The organism is Lapillicoccus sp. (assembly GCF_039935575.1).
Taxonomy (GTDB): Bacteria; Actinomycetota; Actinomycetes; order Actinomycetales; family Dermatophilaceae; genus Lapillicoccus.
On the sequence record NZ_JBDTKA010000050.1, the window covers coordinates 1 to 17,787 of the forward strand.

At 67.9% G+C, this 17,787-nt stretch carries 19 protein-coding genes and 1 pseudogene; 8 read left to right on the forward strand and 12 right to left on the reverse strand.

All coding sequences use genetic code 11. The annotated features are described in order from the left end of the window. Nucleotides 1-269: pseudogene (locus ABI385_RS06205) on the forward strand (hypothetical protein); the annotation flags it as partial. A gap of 375 nt (nt 270-644) precedes the next feature. Here ABI385_RS06205 and ABI385_RS06210 read toward each other — a convergent pair. Further along, a complete protein-coding gene (locus ABI385_RS06210; RefSeq protein WP_348102879.1) occupies nt 645-1,991 on the reverse strand; it encodes a transglycosylase family protein in 1,347 nt (448 codons plus the stop codon). Between the two features lie 237 nt (nt 1,992-2,228). Next, complete coding sequence (locus ABI385_RS06215) at nt 2,229-2,531, reverse strand: DUF427 domain-containing protein (RefSeq protein WP_348102880.1); 303 nt, start codon at nt 2,529-2,531, stop codon at nt 2,229-2,231. A 138-nt stretch (nt 2,532-2,669) separates the two neighbouring features. Between ABI385_RS06215 and ABI385_RS06220 the strand changes: the two genes are divergently transcribed. After that, entirely contained in the window at nt 2,670-5,087 is a 2,418-nt protein-coding gene (locus ABI385_RS06220) for an FdhF/YdeP family oxidoreductase (protein ID WP_348102881.1), read from the forward strand. On the opposite strand, the gene ABI385_RS06225 is transcribed toward ABI385_RS06220, so the two are convergent. Then, complete coding sequence (locus tag ABI385_RS06225) at nt 5,080-5,922, reverse strand: TspO/MBR family protein (protein ID WP_348102882.1); 843 nt, start codon at nt 5,920-5,922, stop codon at nt 5,080-5,082. The two genes, ABI385_RS06220 and ABI385_RS06225, sit on opposite strands and share 8 nt — an antisense overlap. Before the next feature lie 237 nt (nt 5,923-6,159). Here ABI385_RS06225 and ABI385_RS06230 point away from each other — a divergent pair, with 237 nt between their 5' ends. The 5 genes from ABI385_RS06230 to ABI385_RS06250 all read left to right on the forward strand — a co-directional run bounded on the left by ABI385_RS06230 (nt 6,160) and on the right by ABI385_RS06250 (nt 10,210). After that, complete coding sequence (locus ABI385_RS06230) at nt 6,160-7,644, forward strand: glycoside hydrolase family 3 N-terminal domain-containing protein (RefSeq protein ID WP_348102883.1); 1,485 nt, start codon at nt 6,160-6,162, stop codon at nt 7,642-7,644. Then, nucleotides 7,641-7,796 (forward strand): hypothetical protein, encoded by a 156-nt coding sequence (locus ABI385_RS06235; protein WP_348102884.1) that lies wholly within the window; start codon nt 7,641-7,643, stop codon nt 7,794-7,796. Before ABI385_RS06230 ends, ABI385_RS06235 begins: the two co-directional genes overlap by 4 nt. Before the next feature lie 2 nt (nt 7,797-7,798). Further along, the gene (nagB, locus tag ABI385_RS06240) at nt 7,799-8,581 is read left to right on the forward strand and encodes a glucosamine-6-phosphate deaminase (protein ID WP_348102885.1); all 783 of its coding nucleotides are present in this window, start codon (nt 7,799-7,801) and stop codon (nt 8,579-8,581) included. Between the two features lie 105 nt (nt 8,582-8,686). Next, entirely contained in the window at nt 8,687-9,076 is a 390-nt protein-coding gene (locus tag ABI385_RS06245; RefSeq protein ID WP_348102886.1) for a nuclear transport factor 2 family protein, read from the forward strand. Nucleotides 9,077-9,103: 27 nt separating this feature from the next. After that, the gene (locus tag ABI385_RS06250) at nt 9,104-10,210 is read left to right on the forward strand and encodes a Gfo/Idh/MocA family oxidoreductase (RefSeq protein WP_348102887.1); all 1,107 of its coding nucleotides are present in this window, start codon (nt 9,104-9,106) and stop codon (nt 10,208-10,210) included. On the opposite strand, the gene ABI385_RS06255 is transcribed toward ABI385_RS06250, so the two are convergent. Next, complete coding sequence (locus ABI385_RS06255) at nt 10,191-10,913, reverse strand: hypothetical protein (protein WP_348102888.1); 723 nt, start codon at nt 10,911-10,913, stop codon at nt 10,191-10,193. The genes ABI385_RS06250 and ABI385_RS06255 overlap by 20 nt on opposite strands. Before the next feature lie 73 nt (nt 10,914-10,986). Beyond that, nucleotides 10,987-12,135, reverse strand: a complete 1,149-nt coding sequence (locus tag ABI385_RS06260) for a N(5)-(carboxyethyl)ornithine synthase (RefSeq protein ID WP_348102889.1) — start codon at nt 12,133-12,135, stop codon at nt 10,987-10,989. An 87-nt stretch (nt 12,136-12,222) separates the two neighbouring features. On the opposite strand from ABI385_RS06260, the gene ABI385_RS06265 reads away from it, so the two are divergent. After that, nucleotides 12,223-14,772, forward strand: coding sequence for a DUF3516 domain-containing protein (locus ABI385_RS06265; RefSeq protein ID WP_348102908.1), 2,550 nt, complete (start codon nt 12,223-12,225; stop codon nt 14,770-14,772). 167 nt (nt 14,773-14,939) lie between these two features. Here ABI385_RS06265 and ABI385_RS06270 read toward each other — a convergent pair whose 3' ends face one another. From ABI385_RS06270 to ABI385_RS06295, 7 genes are all read right to left on the reverse strand, one after another. Next, the gene (locus ABI385_RS06270) at nt 14,940-15,596 is read right to left on the reverse strand and encodes a TetR/AcrR family transcriptional regulator (protein ID WP_348102890.1); all 657 of its coding nucleotides are present in this window, start codon (nt 15,594-15,596) and stop codon (nt 14,940-14,942) included. Between the two features lie 49 nt (nt 15,597-15,645). Further along, the gene (locus ABI385_RS06275; RefSeq protein ID WP_348102891.1) at nt 15,646-16,026 is read right to left on the reverse strand and encodes a hypothetical protein; all 381 of its coding nucleotides are present in this window, start codon (nt 16,024-16,026) and stop codon (nt 15,646-15,648) included. A gap of 232 nt (nt 16,027-16,258) precedes the next feature. Next, on the reverse strand, nt 16,259-16,495 hold the full coding sequence (locus ABI385_RS18465; RefSeq protein WP_407068233.1) for a LysE family transporter: 237 nt from the start codon (nt 16,493-16,495) through the stop codon (nt 16,259-16,261). 2 nt (nt 16,496-16,497) lie between these two features. Further along, entirely contained in the window at nt 16,498-16,659 is a 162-nt protein-coding gene (locus ABI385_RS18470; RefSeq protein ID WP_407068234.1) for a hypothetical protein, read from the reverse strand. A gap of 99 nt (nt 16,660-16,758) precedes the next feature. Continuing rightward, on the reverse strand, nt 16,759-16,950 hold the full coding sequence (locus ABI385_RS06285) for a hypothetical protein (RefSeq protein WP_348102893.1): 192 nt from the start codon (nt 16,948-16,950) through the stop codon (nt 16,759-16,761). Nucleotides 16,951-16,980: 30 nt separating this feature from the next. Next, nucleotides 16,981-17,169, reverse strand: coding sequence for a hypothetical protein (locus ABI385_RS06290; RefSeq protein WP_348102894.1), 189 nt, complete (start codon nt 17,167-17,169; stop codon nt 16,981-16,983). Beyond that, nucleotides 17,154-17,681, reverse strand: a complete 528-nt coding sequence (locus ABI385_RS06295; RefSeq protein WP_348102895.1) for an FAD-dependent monooxygenase — start codon at nt 17,679-17,681, stop codon at nt 17,154-17,156. Before ABI385_RS06295 ends, ABI385_RS06290 begins: the two co-directional genes overlap by 16 nt. Nucleotides 17,682-17,787: the final 106 nt, after the last annotated feature.

Below are 17,787 nucleotides of genomic sequence, written 5' to 3' on the forward strand. Positions count from 1 at the left end.
TCGACAACGCCGCCCTCCTATGCGGCCACCACCACACCCTCGTCCACACCCGCCGGCTACACGGAAAGGTTGACCCGACCACCGGACACGTCGTCTGGGATTTGACCCGAGGCTCCTACGACCACGCACTGACCACGGCCCTCGCCGTGGCCCGCGCCGGTAGTCGCGGCGACAGGTCAGAGTGTGACCCGCCGGACAAGCCGGACAAGCAGCTCACCCTCGGCCTCGAACCAGCCACCGAACCCGACCCTCCACCCGAACGACGATGACCCCGCCCCACACCCAGCTGGCCCTGCCGCCCGCTGGGTCGCGGCGCTGCCCGGCCCTCGTCGCAGGCGCGAGCGGGCGTCACGCCGCTCCTGCGAACCAGAGCGACGCGTAGGGCCCTTTTCATGCGGCTGGCCGAACCGCACACTCTCTGCTGCGGCTGCGTGGTCGGCTGGTGCGCCACTTCCCACCACGACGGTTGCCCCGCCGAGGCCGGGACCTCACACGCATCCGCTCCTACCCGGGCGGTTACCTCGTCGAGCAACTAGGGACCTTTCCCACCCAGCGTGCCGCGCCCGCGCGTGGGTCGACGTCCACGTGACCATCGACGAGGAGCTGACCCACCAACGTGGGCCTGAGCTCGACGGCTGGCCCAGTCACGCTGCGGTGCGGCAGCTCCACGGGCGCAGCCCGAGCTGGGCATACAGGCGGTTGGCGACCGTGATCTGCTGCTCACGGCTCGCGAGGTCCGCTCGGGCCGCGAAGTCGGCGCCGCCGAAGCCGAGCCAGGCCTGCATGTTGAACTGCAACCCGCCGTAGTAGCCGTTCCCGGTGTTGATGTGCCAGTTCTGGCCGGACTCGCACGCGGCGATCCGGTCCCACATGTCGGCGCGAGCGAGGTTCAGCGGGACTCCCGGCGTCCCGGTCGACCCGGTCGATGGTGGCGGAGGCGGAGACGGTGTGGCCGGTGGCGAGGTTGGGCGCGTTGGGCGCGTGGCGGCTGCCTGTGCGGCTTGCTGGGCAGCGAGGTCTGCGGCCTGCTTGGCCGCTGCTGCTGCGGCCGCGTCGCGGCTGCTCCGGGCAGCCTGTTCCGCCGCTGCAGCAGCGGACTGCCTGGCGGCTGCGTCGGCCAGAGCCTGCTGCGCGGCTTGTTCCGCCGCCTGTCGAGCCGCCTGGAGGCCTGCCTGGCGAACCGCCTCGATCCTGGCTGCCTCCGCCGCGGCGGCGAGCCCGTCCTGTCGCCGCTGCTCGAGGTCGGTCGACGTCTGTCCCAGCGCGGCGAGCTGGCCCACGGTAACTCGCTCCTGGTCGTGCACGGCGACGCTTTCGGCCTGAGCCGCCGAAGCCGCAGCCGCCGCGTCCTTCTGGAGGGACGTGGCCTCGGCTGCCGCCTGCTCCTGACGGGACTGAGCCTCGGTCGCCGCGAGCTCGGTCGACTCGGCCGACAGTCGCGCGGACGCGGCGTCTGCCGTCAGTCGCGCGTGTTCGTCTCCGACGGCGTCGAGTCCGGCGGCACGGTCCAGCGCCGCCTGCGGACCGCCATTGCCGAACAGGAAGTCGAGCTGTCCGAGCGTGGCGTTGCCCTGTTGGAACACCTCCGCGGCATACAGCGACAACGACAGCTGGGTGGCATCGGACGTCGTCCTGGCCGACTGGGCCGTCGCCGCGGCACTGGCACTTTCACCGGTGCGAGTCTGGAGCAGGATCTGCGCGCTGTTGGCGGCCATGTCGGCTGCAGCTGACGCGTTGACCAGTGCCGCGGCAGCCGACCTGGCCTGGCCGAGCTGGCGGTCGAGTTCAGCCGCCTGCGCAGCTGCCCCAACCACGGCCGAGCCGGCCTGTGCGACATCGCTTGAGCTGGGGTATGCCGGACCGCGGTCAGCCGACACAGCGTGGGCGGTCGAACTGGTCGACATCATGATGGCAGCGGCACAGATGACCACGAACAGTGACGACAAGGCGTTGCGGCGAACTGGTTGCATGCCCATGGCGAAGTCGCCCATCGCCGCCTCCCGCCGTCACTCCGTCCGTCCCTGGGTACCTCGGGGTGGCGACGACTCTAGAACTCATCCGTCACAGAAGGAACAGAGGTGAACTTCATCACCACTAGGGACGACGCATACCGGCAGCGCTTACGCACAGTATCCAAATCACATGACGGTGTTTCCGCACGTCACAGGAGCGCAGGATGAGGTCACTCCGAAGATCTCGGATTGGTCACGATTGCGCGCCGGGACGCCTCAGAGCGCGGGCTGCACCGTGATGCCGTGCCAGAAGGCAACCCGGTCCCGGACCATCTCAGCCTCCGGCTTCGGCTCGGGGTAGTACCAGGCCGCATCCGGGTTCGTCCCGCCGCCCACCTGCACCGAGTAGTACGACGCGGTGCCCTTCCACGGACAGACCGTGTGGGTAGCGCTGTCGGACATCACCACACCGTCCTTCATCGACGACGTCGGGAAGTAGTGGTTGTTCTCCACCACGACCGTGTCGTCGGACTCGGCAATGACCTGACCGTTCCAAACCGCTTGCATCACGATGCTCATGACCGGGCAACACCGCAACTGGTTCGCCCTGTTCCCCAGCCTCGGCGCTCTGCAGGTGCGGATCGGGAGTCCCCATGGGTACCGTGACGTGACGTGACGTGACGTGACGGTTCGGGGAGACTCTGGAAAGCGGAGGGTATGGGGCTAATCAGGTCAGCGCCGACGGACGACATCGACGAGAGCAAGCTCGAGGTTCACCACAGCAAGGACGCGGCCGCCGGGGTTCAGGCGATCGCCGTCACGATGGACCGGGCGGTGCGATCGATGGGCGTGCGTCGCACGGCCCAGACACTGCTCAAGCTGAACCAGGTCGAGGGGTTCGACTGCCAGGGGTGCGCCTGGCCCGACCCCGACCCGTCCCACCGGCATACGGCCGAGTTCTGTGAGAACGGAGCCAAGGCGGTCGCTGAGGAGGCGACCGAGCTGCGGGTCGGCCCCGACTTCTTTGCTGGCCACTCGCTTGCGGAGCTGGAAGGTCACACGGACTACTGGCTCGGCAAACAAGGGCGTATCACGCATCCAATGGTCAAGCGCGCCGGGGCGACCCACTACACGCCGATCGAGTGGGATGAGGCCTTTGAGCTCGTCGCCGACACGCTGCGCAGCCTGGACACCCCAGACCAGGCGGTCTTCTACACCTCAGGGCGCACATCCAACGAGGCGGCATTCCTCTACCAGCTGTTCGTTCGCGCGTTCGGAACCAACAACCTGCCCGACTGCTCCAACATGTGTCACGAGTCGACGTCCGTCGCGCTCGCCGAGGTGATCGGCATCGGCAAGGGCACCGTCAGCCTCGAGGACGTGCACAGCGCCGAGCTCATCGTCATCATGGGCCAGAACCCGGGCACCAACCACCCGCGGATGCTGAGCGCACTGGAGATCGCCAAGCAGCGGGGTGCGAAGATCCTGGCGATCAACCCGTTGGCGGAGGCCGGCCTCGGCCGGTTCCGAAACCCACAGACTCCGCGCGGGCTGTCAGGGGTCGGAACCGAGCTCGCCGACCTGCACCTGCCGGTCAAGGTCAATGGCGATCTTGCTCTCATGCAGGGGATCTCGTCCTTGCTTGTCGCCAAAGAGGACGCTGCGACGGCGGCGGACGCGCCTGGGGCCGTCTTCGACCTTGACTTCATCGAGCGTCACACGACGGGCTTCGCCGCATGGGCCGACCACATGCGCGCCGTCGACTGGCAGGCCGTCTCGCTCGCGACCGGTCTGACCCGGCCACAGGTCGAGGAGGCGGCCGAGATGATCGCGGAATCACGGGCGACCGTCTACTGCTGGGCCATGGGGATCACCCAGCACCGCAACGCAGTCGCGACGATCAAGGAGATTGCGAACCTCGCCTTCGCGCAGGGCAACATCGGCAAACCGGGCGCCGGCCTGTGCCCGGTCCGCGGACACTCCAACGTCCAGGGCGACCGGACGATGGGCATCTGGGAGAAGGTGCCCGGCCATTTCCTCGACGCCCTGCAGAAGGAGTTCGTCTTCGACCCACCGCGCGAGCACGGTTTCGACACGGTGGACTCCGTGCGGGCCCTGCGAGACCGCAAGGCGTCAGTGTTCATGGGGATGGGCGGTAACTTCGTTGCTGCGGTGCCGGATACCGCGGTGGTGGAGAAGGCCATGCGGTCGGCCCTGCTGACCGTGCAGGTGTCGACGAAGCTCAACCGCTCACACGTCGTCACGGGCGAGACGGCACTGCTGCTCCCCACGATGGGCCGCAGTGAGAAGGACCGGACCGGAGGCCAGGTCCAACGGGTGACCGTCGAGGACTCGATGTCGTCGGTTCATGCCTCCAAGGGACCGCTGACCCCCGCCTCTCCGCACTTGCGGTCGGAGGTCGACATCGTCTGCAGCCTGGCCGAGGCGACCGTCCCCGGTGTGGGCAAGATCCCGTGGGAAGCGTTCCGTTCGGACTACACCGAGATCCGGCGAGCGATCTCCCGAGTGGTTCCCGGCTGTGAGGCATACCCCGAGAAGGTCGACCAGCCAGGGGGATTCGTTCTCCCGCACCCACCGCGCGACTCGCGGACCTTCCCCACGCAGGAGAAGGTCGCTGTCTTCACGGTCAGCCCGATCGACATCCTGCACGTCCCGGAGGGTCGGTTGTTGATGCAGACGCTTCGAAGCCACGACCAGTACAACACCACGATCTACGGTCTCGAGGACCGCTACCGAGGGATCTCGGGAGGCCGCCGCGTGGTGTTCGTCAACGAACTCGACATCACCGATCTCGGTCTCCACGACGGGCAGCTGGTCGACCTGGTGAGCGAGTGGAACGACGGCTCCGAGCGGTGTGTCGCGGCCTTCCGGATCGTCGCGTACGACACCCCACGGGGGACCGCAGCCGCCTACTATCCGGAGACGAACCCGTTGGTGCCGTTGGACTCCACGGCGATCGGCAGCAACTGCCCCACGTCGAAGTCGATCATCGTTCGTCTGGTTCAACGCGGCCCGGCCGAGCAGGGTTCGGCGCGGACTCCCGACTCGGCCGGCGCGCCCGTGGGTGCCGACGAGGGCCACAAGTCAGACGTGGAGCCCTACCACCTCAGCTGAGCAAGGCGGGTGAAGCGGCCGGGGCACCAGACGCGCTGTCCACACGACGACGCAGCACGGCCGCAAGGACGACCGCGACGGCTGCCACGGCCGCCGCGATCGCGGTGATGGTCGAGGTCGGCGTGCTCGACACCCGACCGATGGCGATCCACGCAAGGCCCCATGCCATGGCAACGGCCACGGCATACCGGCCACCCAGTCTCGCGGCAAGGACGAGGCCGAGACCTGCTGCCACTGCGAGAACGACGACAGCGAGGAGGTCGCTCACCGTGTCGCTGGGGCGGACACCCGCCGAGACGAACGCAGCGGTGACGTTGGCGCAGGTCGCCACGGCGACCCAGCCGAGGTAGAGGCCGAACGTCCCGTCGACGACGATGCGCTCCAGGCTCCCCGTGGCGCGGACCGAGGTCAGCCGCCGGACCAGGATGCCCAGGACGAGTGCCAGCGCCACGATGACGATCACGCTGACCCAGATCCAGCCCTGCTGTGTCACCAGGAGCCACGCCGCGTTGAGCACCATGGAGGCTGCCGCCAGCCAACCGGTCGAGCGGGTGCGCTCGCTCGTGGCGTTGCGGGGAAACCATTGCCAGACGGTGTAGGCGAGCAGCCCGAGGTAAACGACGGACCAGATGGAGAAAGCCGGACCAGCAGGCGCGATGCGGGTCGCCTCAGCCGAGAGAGCACCCCCGGACGAGTCCTGCACTCGCGTACCGAGCACCCCGACACCGATCAGAGTGCCGACGACGCAGAAGATCTCGGCGAGGGTGACCCCGACCTGCCGGGCCCGGTCAGACGGGGTGACGGCAGCGGTGAGTGTGGTGGTGAGGGCGGGCATGACGCTCCTTCGTGGGGGATCTTCACCGTATGTCACCTATTCCAACGATGCCCATCGTCTGGATGCATCGGGGGCCTGCGCGTCTGGACGCTACGGGGTCTCATCGACCGCATACCGGTGGAGCTGGAAGAAGCGGCGACAGCCGACACGTGCACCCGGATAAGGTCGTTCCGATCGATCACACTCCCGCTGATCGGACCGGGCCTGGCCCCGGCGTGCAGGGCTGAGATGGCTGAGATGAGCGACACTGCGCGGCTCGCGGCCCGGACGCTGCTGGCCTCGTTCGACGGAGCAGTCCTCCCCGAGTGGGCTCGAGCACGCCTGGCGGCCGGGCTTGGCGGGGTATGCCTCTATAGCACCAACGCTCCCGACCATTTCACGATCGCCAATCTCGACAACGCGATCCACGACGCCAACTCTGCAGCCATCACAGCGCTGGACGAGGAAGGTGGGGACGTCACCCGGTTGTACTACCGAGTCGGCAGCCCGCACGCCGGCCATGCCGTGCTGGGCGCCGCGGACGACCTGACGCTGACCGAGCAGGTTGCCCGCGACATCGGGGCCGAGCTATTGGCAGTGGGCGTCGACCTCGACCTGGGGCCCGTGGCCGACGTCAACTCCAACCCGCTCAACCCCGTCATCGGCGTCCGCAGCTTTGGGGCCGACCCCGACCTCGTCGCCCGCCACACCGCCACCTGGGTGCGCGGTGTCCAGGCGGGTGGGGCCGGGGCATGCCTCAAGCACTACCCGGGTCACGGGGACACGACTGACGACTCACACCTCGCGCTCCCCGTCGTCGACGCGTCACTCGACACACTGAACCAGCGAGAGCTGGTCCCGTTCCGGGCCGGTCTCGCCGCCGGTGCCACGGCGGTGATGACGTCGCACGTGGTCGTCCGTGCCCTCGACCCCACTCGCCCGGCGACGTTCAGCCCGGAAGCCACCCGGCTGCTTCGTGCTCCCGTGGCCGCAGGCGGGCTGGGCTTCGACGGACTGCTGGTCAGTGACGCCCTCGACATGAAAGGTGCCAGTGGGGAGATCGGCGTCCCGGCTGCAGCCGTGGCGGCACTGGCCGCTGGAGTGGACTTGCTCTGCCTCGGTCCGTCGTTCACGGACCAGAGAGTCCAGGTCGTGCTCGACGAGATCGTCGGGGCGGTTGCCGACGGCCGACTCGCGTCCGCCCGCCTGCAGGAGGCGGCCAGTCGCGTCGACGGGGCGAGCACGCGCCTGGCAACGCTGCGCCGGTCGGTGGAGATCGGCGAGTTCTCGGGTGAGAACCCGCATACGGCAACGCGATCCGCCAGCCAGCGGGCGGCCGCCCTGGCCATCTCCCTCGTGGGTCCCCTGCAGCCTTGTACCGGCGCCACCGTCGTCCGCCTGGTCACGGGCGCGAGTCTTGCTGTCGGGCTGGCCCCGTGGGGCCTTCCCGAGCGCGGTCAGGTCAGAGGCGGGCAGGGCATGGTGGACGTGCACGAGGACGACCCGCTGCCGCGTCTCGACGAGGACCGTCCCGTGGTCGTGCTGACCCGGGGCGGGCAGCGACATCCCTGGGTGGGTCGGGCCCTGGACGAGCTGGTCCGACAGCGGCCCGACCTCGTCGTCGTCGAGCTCGGATGGCCATCCCCGGAACCGGTGGCAGCACGGACGGTCGTGCACACGATGGGCTCCTCCGCTGTCTCGACCGTCGCACTCGACCGGTTCCTCGCCCGGGGAGAGTCGTGACCCCGGCCACAGCCTCGGTGTCGACCAGCGGATGCCTCGAGACGGTGGCTGCCCGGTCAGCCCTGGTTGCTGCTGGGGCGGTGGTGCGAAACAGTGGGGCGGTGAGCCATCCAGACCTGCGCGCCGTACCCGTCGCCGGTCTGGCGGTCTGAGCATGGAGGTCATCGTCCTCGGTGCGGAGTCGGAGCGAGCAGCGCTGGTCGCCGACGCCATCACCGACCTCCTGTGGGGGGCCACGGATGCGGTGCTGGGGCTCGCGACGGGTTCCAGTCCCTCGCCGGTTTACGCCGAGCTCGTCCGACGTCACGACGTCGGCCAGGTGTCCTTCGCTCGCGCCACCGCCTTCTCCCTGGACGAGTACCTCGGCCTCCCGCCGGGCCACCCCGAGGGCTACCGCCAGGTCCTCGAACGCGAGTTCGTCGGTCTGGTGGACCTTTCCGCCGAGCGGTTGCACACACCTGACGGCCAGGCCACCGACATCGTGGAAGCCTGCGCGGCATACGAAGCAGCCATCGTCGCCGCGGGGGGAGTGGACCTGCAGCTGCTCGGGATCGGCTCCGACGGGCACCTGGCGTTCAACGAACCTGGGTCGTCTCTGGCCTCGCGCACCAGGGTCAAGACCCTGACGCCCCGTACGCGTGCCGACAACGCGCGCTTCTTCGACTCCCCTGACGAGGTGCCCCATCACGTGCTCACGCAGGGCCTCGGCACGATCCTCCAGGCGCGTCACCTGGTCATGCTGGCGACCGGCGCCGGCAAGGCGGAGGCGGTGCGTCAGGCGGTCGAGGGTCCGGTGAGTGCGCGCTGCCCTGCGTCGGTTCTGCAGCTCCACCCACACGTCACCGTGGTGCTAGACCCGGCTGCGGCCTCGCGCCTCGAGCTGGTCGACTACTACCTGGCCGTCTGGGCGGACAAGCCTGCCTGGCAGGGCATCTGAGGACATCCGAGGGTATCTGAGAGCATCTGAGGTCATCTGAAGCACCGTCCCGACTCGGGTGCTCCGTTCTGCCATCAGGTCTGCGGTGGTCGTTACGATCGCCAGATGTCGCCACTCGAGGTCCTGCGTTCGTTCTGGTCCGCGATGCAGGAGAACGACTGGGATCGTGCAGTGACCCATCTCAGCGACGACTGTGTGGTGGACTGGCCTTGCTCGGGGGAGCGCATCTCGGGCCGCGACGACTACGCGCGGCTCCAGGCTCGCTACCCCTCCGCCAGCGGTGTCTGGTCGTTCGAGGTCCATCGTCTCGTGGCGGACGACCGGAGCGTGGTCAGCGAGGTGACCACCACCGACGGTACCCAGTCAGCCAGGGCCGTCGTCATCTCGGACGTCGAGGACAGCCATATCGTGCATCAGGTGGAGTACTGGCCGACCGCCTACGACGCCCTCCCGGGTCGGGAGGACCTGACGTCCTCGATCACCCGCATACCGTGATGCCCAGGACCGGGGGAGGCTGCGTGTGTGGCTGAGCCATCGACGGTCGGAGTGGTCGGGACCGGATGGCGGGCCCAGTTCTTCCTGCGCCTCGCCGCACTGTTGCCCGAACAGCTCACGCTGGTCGGGGCGACCGTCCGACGACCCGAGGTTGCCGAACAGGTCGTCGACCGATGGGGCATTCCCACCTACTCGTCTCCGACGGAGCTGGTGCGCAGGCAACGGCCCGACTTCGTCGTGAGCAGTGTCCCGTGGTCAGCGAACCCCGGCGTCGTCGTCGAGCTGGTCGAGGCCGGGACGCGCGTCTTGTGCGAGACGCCGCCAGCACCGGACCTCGCAGCACTTCGCTCGCTCTGGGCCGCCGTCGGGCATCGCGACGCGGTACAGGTGGCCGAGCAGTACCTCGAGCTTCCCGGTCACGCCGCTCGACGAGAGCTGTTGCGGCGCGGCCTCATCGGCGACGTGAGCTCGGTGCAGGTGTCGTCGACCCACGGATACCACGCCGTTTCGATCATGCGCGGGTTCCTCGGCGCCGGGTTCGAGTCAGCCGCCGTCTCCGGTGTCCGGTTCACCGGCCCGTTGGTGGATCCGCGCACCCGCGACGGGTGGACCGACGATGCCTCTGCCAAACCGGCTGGTACGGACCTCGCCACCCTCGACTTCGGCGACGGCAGGAGCGGCCTGTATGACTTCACCGACAACCCGTGGCACAACCAGCTGCGGCTGCGGCGCATCCTGGTTCGCGGTAGCCACGGCGAGATCTCGAACGACGACGTCGTCCGCCTTGCAGCGCCACGCACCATCGTCCGTTCCACCCTGGTCCGGTCCCAGCTCGGCTACGACCTGGACCTCGACGGCTACGACACGGAGCACATCGCCTTCGACGGTGCCGTGGTCTACCGCAACCCGTTCCTCGGCCTGCGACTCATGGACGAAGAGATCGCGATCGCGTCGATGCTGACGGGGATGGCTGCCTGGACCAGGGGAGACGGTCCGGCGCCCTACCCCCTCGCCCAGGCGTGCCAGGATCACCTGGTCTCGCTGGCCGTCGACGAGGCGATCAGCACAGGCAGGCTCGTCCGGACCTCGGTCGAGCCCTGGGGAGTCGCGGCGGCTACGGCTCCCTTCGGGTGAAGGTGCCCCAGGCGAGGTCGGCGCGAGCGTCCCGGGCCCCTCGCCATTCGTCCTTGACGTACCCGCATCGCGTGCAGAGATGACTGATGGAGCGCAGGTTCTCGCGGTTGTCATGAATGGTGACGAACCGATGCTGACGCAGGACGCACGGCCAGGGCACGTCCTTCACGTCCCTACCAGCGACCGTCGCTCGCAACCTGACCACGTGGGCCACAAGACTGATGGCGTAGCGAAGTCCGCCGACAGGGTCGGCGCGAACATCCGCCTGCCACTCCGAGCGGTATCTTTCGCGATCGTCGGACGGGAGGGCGTCGGCAGCAAGGTCGCAGAGCGCAGCCGCGAAAGCGGCCCGCTTGTCCCCGTCGACCGGGGTGTTCCGCGCCGACGGCGTGAGTCGAGTTCGTGCCTGCTCGCCGAACAGTGCCGGTATGTCCAAGCCGGCGTTGTGTGCCACCGACCGTCCCTCCGAGCTCAGCCGGTAGTACCGGCGCGGTTGGCCGACCGTGTCGGTGGCGACGTGCTCCCAGCCACTCTCGACCCAACCACGACGTTCGTACCCGTTGACGATCACCGCCAGGTTGCCGCTGGAGAGCCCAGTGACACCCACCAGGTCCAGGAAGAACCACGCGCAGCCTGAGTCGCTCGCGAGAGCTGTCAGCACGTCGTCGGCGCGCTGCGAGGCTCCCGTCCGTGACGTGTTCACCAAGGGATTCTAGGTCGCCCCCGCGTTGGTGGCGATGTGTGGCGAGGTGTCCGGCGACACCAGCCCGGTCGAGTCACCCTGACAGGGACCGATGGGGGTAGGTGGGGGAACGGTTCTGGAAAGACAGGATCGCGGGGTTCTGGATGACACCGTCGAGGATCTCGACGGCCCGCCGGATCGTGGGGTTGCCGTCCCATCCCTTACGCCCGTCCAGCACGGTGGGGAGGAACGGGAGCAGCGCCTCGCTGATCTCCCAGGTGGCGGAGTTCCACAGGTACGAGGGGCTGTGGTCGACGGCGTAGTAGAGCACGTCGTCGCCGACGAAGAAGGAGGGACTCGAGAACGACGTCGGCCGGGCCCAGCTGAAGCCCATCCCCTCGTCGCAGGAGACGTCGATGACCATGGTGCCTGACGCCAGGACGTCGAGGTCGTCCTCGGTCAGGAACATCAGGGGGGCATCGGTGTCCTGTAGCACGCAGTTGACGATGATGTCGTGCTCGGACAGGAACTCGGCCAGCGGCACCTCGCCCTCGTCGGTGATGGCGTAGCTCACTCGGCTGGAGCTGTCGTCCACGTCGAACTGCACGATCCGCGCCGAATGGATGGGTGAGGCAACGGCCGCGACCTGACGCTGGGTGAGGACGTCGACGTCACTGACACCGAGGGCGTTGAGCGCCGTCACCGCCCCCCGCGCGGTCGCGCCGAACCCGATGACCACGGCTCGCAGCCGACGCCCGTAGTCCCCGGTCGACCCGGCGATCTGCATGGCGTGCAGGACGGAGCAGTAACCGGCCAGCTCGTTGTTCTTGTGGAAGACGTGCAGGCCGTAGGAGCCGTCGGCGTGCCAGTGGTTCATGGCCTCGAAGGCGATCAGGGTGAGCTTGCGGTCCACGGCGAGCTGGGTCATCTCCCGGTCCTGCACGCAGTGCGGCCAGCCCCACAGCACTTGACCCTCGCTCATCTCGGTGAGATCGCTGGGCAATGGCTTGGGCTGCAGGATGATGTCGCATTCCTCGATGAGCTGCGCACGTGTCCGGAACCCAGCGACGTGCTCCCCGAGCCGGTCGTCGGCCAAGCCGAAGCGCTCCCCGTAGCCCTGTTCGAGCACAACCCTCGACCGCAGCTCATCGGGCAGCCGGTCGAGGTGGCGAGGATGCAGCGGCAGGCGTCGCTCGTTCTCCTTCAGCGTGCTCGCCAGGACGCCGAGACTCAGAGCGTTCACACGGCATCCTTAGCGTCGGTTCCCGCCACACTAGCGGTCCGGTCGGTCCGGTCGGTCCGGTCGGGGGAGGATGCATACACGATGACGATGCTCCTGACTCCCGACCGTCCCGCGTTAGCGCAGGCGCTGGTACGCCTCACCGCCTCTGGTGCCTCGCCGGACCCGGACGCGGTCCTGGCGGAGTTCGTCGACTGGGCGAGCAACCAGGGTTTCGCGCTCTACCCCGCGCAGGAGGAAGCGCTGCTCGAGCTCGTCTCCGGTTCAAACGTCATCCTGGCCACGCCAACTGGCTCGGGCAAGAGCCTCGTCGCGCTCGGTGCCCACCTGGCGGCCCTCGCATCGGGAGGCCGGACCTACTACACAGCGCCGATCAAGGCGCTGGTGTCAGAGAAGTTCTTCGCGCTCTGCGACGCGTTCGGCGCCGACCGCGTCGGGATGCTGACCGGTGACGCGGCGGTCAACCCCGACGCGCCACTGATCTGCTGCACCGCCGAGGTCCTTGCGAACGTCGCGCTGCGCCAGGGTTCTCGGGCCGTCATCGCCCAGGTCGTCATGGACGAGTTTCATTTCTACACCGAGCCCGACCGCGGATGGGCCTGGCAGGTCCCGCTTCTCGAGCTGCCACGCGCTCAGTTCCTCCTGATGTCCGCGACGCTCGGTGACACGGCACGTTTCGAGGAGGACCTGGTGCGGCGCACGGGGCGGCCGACCGCTGTCATCGCCTCCAGCGAACGGCCGGTGCCCCTGAGCTACCAGTGGGCGATGACTCCCTTGCACGAGACGATCAGCGAGCTGCTCCAGACCCGTCAGGCGCCGGTCTACGTCGTCCACTTCACACAGGCGGCCGCGCTCGAACGTGCGCAGTCACTGCTCTCCACCCCGGTGGCCAGCCGGGAGCAGCGCGACGAGATCGCGGCTCTGGTGGGCGGATTCCGGTTCGCGCCCGGCTTTGGGCGCACCCTGTCCCGGTTGGTGCGGCAGGGGATCGGTGTCCATCACGCGGGCATGCTGCCGAAGTACCGCCGACTGGTTGAGCAGCTGGCCCAACGCGGACTCCTCACGGTGATCTGCGGGACCGACACGCTCGGCGTGGGCATCAACGTCCCCATCCGCACGGTCCTGTTCACGGCGCTCACCAAGTTCGACGGGTCGCGGCAACGGGTCTTGAAAGCTCGGGAGTTCCACCAGATCGCGGGGCGCGCAGGCAGGGCGGGCTTCGACACCTCCGGCCTGGTCGTCGTGCAGGCGCCGGACCACGTCATCGAGAACGCCCGGGCCGTGGCCAAGGCGGGAGACGACCCGAAGAAGCTCCGCAAGGTACAGCGCAAGAAGGCACCCGACGGAGTGGTCAGCTGGACGCAGGAGACCTTCACCAGGTTGGTGGCGGCACCCCCGGAGCCTCTCGTCTCTCGAATGCGGGTGTCGCACGCGATGGTCCTCAACGTCCTGGCCAGGCAGGAGGACCCGTTTGCTGCGATGCGAAAGCTGTTGCGCGACAATGACGAAGACCCCCGTCGTCAGGTCCGTCACGTCCGGCAGGCGGTGCAGATCTACCGGTCGCTGCTGGCCGCGGGGGTCGTCGAACGGCTCGACGAGGTCGACGAGTACGGGCGGCTCACCCGACTCGTGGAGGACCTGCAGCTCGGGTTCGCGCTGAACCAGCCGCTGTCGGCGTTCGCCCTCGGAGCGGTCGACGTGCTCGACCCGGAGTCGCCCACGTATGCCGTCGACGTCGTCTCGGTCGTCGAGGCCACGCTCGAAGACCCGCGAGGCATCCTGCTGTCCCAGCAGTTCAAGGCTCGCGGGGAAGCCGTCGCCGAGATGAAGTCCGACGGCATCGAGTACGACGAGCGGATGGAGCTCCTCGAGGACGTCACCTGGCCCAAGCCGCTCGAAGAGCTCCTGTCGGCGTTGTTCCAGACCTACCGGCGCAGCCACCCCTGGGTGGACGACTCCGCACTGTCCCCCAAGTCGGTGGTCCGCGACATGTGGGAGCGGGCGATGACGTTCTCTGAGTACGTCGCGTTCTACGGCCTCAGCCGCGGTGAGGGACTCGTCCTGCGCTATCTCTCCGACGCATACAAAGCACTGCGGCAGACCGTGCCCGACTCGGCGCATACCGAGTCCCTCATCGACCTGACCGAATGGCTCGGCGCAGTCGTCCGGCAGACCGACTCCAGCCTGCTCGACGAGTGGGAGTCCCTCATCGACCCCGACCGGACGCTCGCAGAGGCAGCCGGCAGCGCCTCTCTCCCGTCTGCACCGCGCCCGGTGACCGCGGACGCACGCTCGTTCGGGGTGATGGTGCGCAACGCGATGTTCCGCCGAGTCGAGTTGCTCTCCCGGCGCCGGTGGGAGGAGCTGGCGAACCTGGACGACGGTCGAGGTCTCACCGCCGACGAGTGGGCCGAGGCCGGCGAGGCCTACTACGACGAACACGACGACGTGGGCATCGGCCCGGATGCGCGGGGTCCGGCTATGTTCGCGCTGGCCAGCCCTGCGACGTCTGCCGTCCAGATCCTCGACGACCCCGAGGGCGACCACGACTGGCGGATCACCTGCGCCGTCGACCTCGAGGCATCCGACGAGGCCGGTGAGCCCGTCCTCACTACGCGCTCTCTGGCCCCGCTCGGCTGACAGACCGTTGCGCTGCAGGTATATCGGAACTTATGGGAGTTGTCATCGCCCGGGGCCCTGGGCTGTTGGGCTGTTGGGCTGACCGAGTTGACCAACTCCTGGGCACGAAGACGCCCCTACGGACACCTCGAGCGAGGCTGGCTGTCGAAGGTCGATTCGTAAGTGTGTCAGGCCGTGGTTGACGGCCGGTCTGGTCGATGGGCCTTGACGGCCTGAATGACCAGATTGCTGAGGGTGTCGGCGTATCTGCCGATGTCAGTGTCGGTGTGTGATTCCAGGTATCCGAGCATCGCGTCGATGGCGCCCTGGTAAGTGACGGCCATGACGCGGGTGTCGAAGTCGCGCAGCGATCCCTCGGCCTGGCCGCGGTGGAACAGTTCCTCTTGGGCTTGGTAGGTCTCCTCGTAATAGGTCAGGTCGAGGCGCAGAGTCCCGTCGGCGGCGCGCAGGTTCTGGGCGATCTGGCTCAGGGCGCGCAGCTGCGTTGGGTGGGTGCGGCCCAGGTCTGCCGCGCGGTGGATGGCTGCGTCGAGCACGTCCGGGACGGGGGCGGTCAGGTCGATGTCGGCGCCGACCTGATGGCGTAGCTGGGCGACGGTGGTGACCGCAACCTGTTCCATCAGGGTGTCGCGGTCGGAGTAGTAGTGCCAGATCAGGCCTTTGGACACGCCGGCGACCTCGGCGATGAGCGCGAGCGATGCCTGCTGGTATCCATGCTCGGCCAGGACCTGGATGCAGCCGGCGATGATTTGCTTACGTCGTTGTGCCTCGTCAAGGCGTTGACGGCGTCGCGGAGGCGCCAATGCCCGGTCCGGTGAACTCATCGGACCATTGTCGCCGGAGTCGGGCGGCGTTGACGCCGGGACCGACCGCTCAGTGATGGCGTGCCGCGATCTGGGCGACCAGGACAACGGACACCGCCATCAAGGCGGCAATGCCGATCATCTCGATCCGCATCCACGTCGGCAGAAAACCGGGGATGAGTATCTCGACGACGTTGACCAGGAACAGCACGGCGCTGATGATTCCGACGGCGCGCAGCCCACCCCGGTCGCCCGCCCGTGCGGACCGCATACGCAGCGGCAGCAGCACCGCGAACACAGCCACGATCACCGCGTGGCCCCAGGCATGATCAGTGACAAGGTGCGGCGCAACCACCGACATGATGATCAGTGCCGCGATGGTTACCAGGACAACCAGTACATACACGCGTAGGACTTGGGTAAGGGATGACAACCGATCACTATTGGCCATGCGGATGATAGTATCGGCCGAATGGCCAATAGCGCAACGACAGTGTGCCGCAATGCGATCCCTGTGGTACGTCGTCGCTGGCGTGGCCACGATCCCGCGAGATCCGTGGCGGGTTTGGCTTGTGGTCATAGGCAAACGTGTCATCGGGTGCTCAGGGCGAGCCGGCAGGCATGAGCGACGTAGGTGGCGCCGAAGATGCGGTGCATCCACTGCACCACTTGGGGTCAGGAGATCATGTGACGCTGCATGCCGGCGGCGAATGCACCGTAGAGGGCGAACACGACGAGCGTGGTGAGCATGAAGATGGCGCTGAGGGTGGCATCCGGGCTAGCGCGTGGTCGCTGCCGGGCTGGACGAACTGGGGCAGGAAGGCGAGGAAGAAGATGGTCAGCTTCGGGTTCAACACGTTGATCAGGAGCGCGGTGCGCATCACCCGCCAGCTCGAGTGTGGTCGGGCGTCCTGCTCCACGGTCAGTGGCGTCGTGTCGCACCAGGTCTGCCAGGCCAGGAAGAGGCGGTCAACGATGGAGTGACTTCGTCGGCTGAGGTATCGGTGATCGCGGCCTCGACGAGCTGCTCGAGCACGGTGTCATCCACGGTGACCGGCGCGGCCTGGACGTCGGTATCCGCCATGCTGGGAAACCGTACCGGCGGCGTAGGGATGTGGACGCTGGATACTCCGTCCCGCTGCCCGATCCTTCACAGTGCACTCTCCGCCGTGGAGACGACCGTCTACGCGCCGCTCGTGTCGATCCTGAGCGCGTTGTCCGAAGTCATGAGTATGACGTTCCCGTCGGGGTCGTCGACCATTCCTGCGTAGGGTGCGTTGGTTTGCTGCGGAGTCATGCGGCCGTGGTAGCCCGCATCGGTCAGCTGCCCGTATTTCGCATCGACGGCCGCGTCCTCACCGAGGTAGAACTCCAACAGCGTGCCGTATCCGGTCGAGGGTGCCTCCTAGTAGGGGTCGTACCCCTTCGCAAACACGGTGTCGAAGAAGAGGGTCACACCACTGCCCATCCGATGCAGGACGAATGGCTTCTCGTCCTCCGTCGCGGGAATGTCGAGGCCGAGCAGGCGGTAGAAGCGGAGCGCGGCAGGCATGTCGCTCACGATCACGCCAAGCATGTTCAGTTGGATCTCCATGCTTCATCCTGTTCCATGTGCGAAGGGGTGGCGACCTCGGTTGCCCCACTGGTGGATCCGCTAGCGGTGCGACCCCGTGTGCCTGCTTGCCTTCGTGCCTCGCGGCGTTTGGCGCTCTTTACGAGCTGCAGACACTCAGGCCCCATGTCGGCCTCGTAGGCACCGAGCGCGGTGTCGATGTCGTCCAGCTGCGCGACGAGCGCCAGCGCGAGCTCGCTGCCGTCGAGCATGGCCAGGTTGGCACCCTCCCCAGCGGCCGGCGATATCAAGTGCGCCGCATCGCCGAGCAACGTGGCACCCGGCGCCCGTGGCCACCGGTGGCCGACCGGTAGGACATGAATCGGTCGGGGGACGATCTCGGCACCGGCGTTCTGGACCAACGCGGTCAGTTCGGGGCTCCAACCCTTGAGCTGCCTGAGGAGCCAAGCGCGGGCCCTAGCCGGGTTGGCGGGGTCGATCACGCCGGAGAGTGCCCATTCCTCTGGTACTTGCAGGCACACGTAGACCCGCACCGATCCGTCGCCGTCCCGGACAGCAGCGGGCGTACTAGCGACCACGCCGCGTCGGCTCCGACGACAATGTCAGGCCGCTCGACTGCCGTGGCGACGGGCCCTGTGC

What these genes read in the sequence shown, in the direction of transcription:
- ABI385_RS06210 (WP_348102879.1), bottom strand. Translation starts at nt 1,991, where the DNA reads ATGGGCGACTTCGCCATGGGCATGCAACCAGTTCGCCGCAACGCCTTG.
- ABI385_RS06215 (WP_348102880.1), bottom strand. Translation starts at nt 2,531, where the DNA reads ATGAGCATCGTGATGCAAGCGGTTTGGAACGGTCAGGTCATTGCCGAG.
- ABI385_RS06220 (WP_348102881.1), top strand. Translation starts at nt 2,670, where the DNA reads ATGGGGCTAATCAGGTCAGCGCCGACGGACGACATCGACGAGAGCAAG.
- ABI385_RS06225 (WP_348102882.1), bottom strand. Translation starts at nt 5,922, where the DNA reads ATGCCCGCCCTCACCACCACACTCACCGCTGCCGTCACCCCGTCTGAC.
- ABI385_RS06230 (WP_348102883.1), top strand. Translation starts at nt 6,160, where the DNA reads ATGAGCGACACTGCGCGGCTCGCGGCCCGGACGCTGCTGGCCTCGTTC.
- nagB (WP_348102885.1), top strand. Translation starts at nt 7,799, where the DNA reads ATGGAGGTCATCGTCCTCGGTGCGGAGTCGGAGCGAGCAGCGCTGGTC.
- ABI385_RS06245 (WP_348102886.1), top strand. Translation starts at nt 8,687, where the DNA reads ATGTCGCCACTCGAGGTCCTGCGTTCGTTCTGGTCCGCGATGCAGGAG.
- ABI385_RS06265 (WP_348102908.1), top strand. Translation starts at nt 12,223, where the DNA reads ATGCTCCTGACTCCCGACCGTCCCGCGTTAGCGCAGGCGCTGGTACGC.
- ABI385_RS06270 (WP_348102890.1), bottom strand. Translation starts at nt 15,596, where the DNA reads ATGAGTTCACCGGACCGGGCATTGGCGCCTCCGCGACGCCGTCAACGC.
- ABI385_RS06275 (WP_348102891.1), bottom strand. Translation starts at nt 16,026, where the DNA reads ATGGCCAATAGTGATCGGTTGTCATCCCTTACCCAAGTCCTACGCGTG.
- ABI385_RS18470 (WP_407068234.1), bottom strand. Translation starts at nt 16,659, where the DNA reads ATGGCGGATACCGACGTCCAGGCCGCGCCGGTCACCGTGGATGACACC.
- ABI385_RS06290 (WP_348102894.1), bottom strand. Translation starts at nt 17,169, where the DNA reads ATGGAGATCCAACTGAACATGCTTGGCGTGATCGTGAGCGACATGCCT.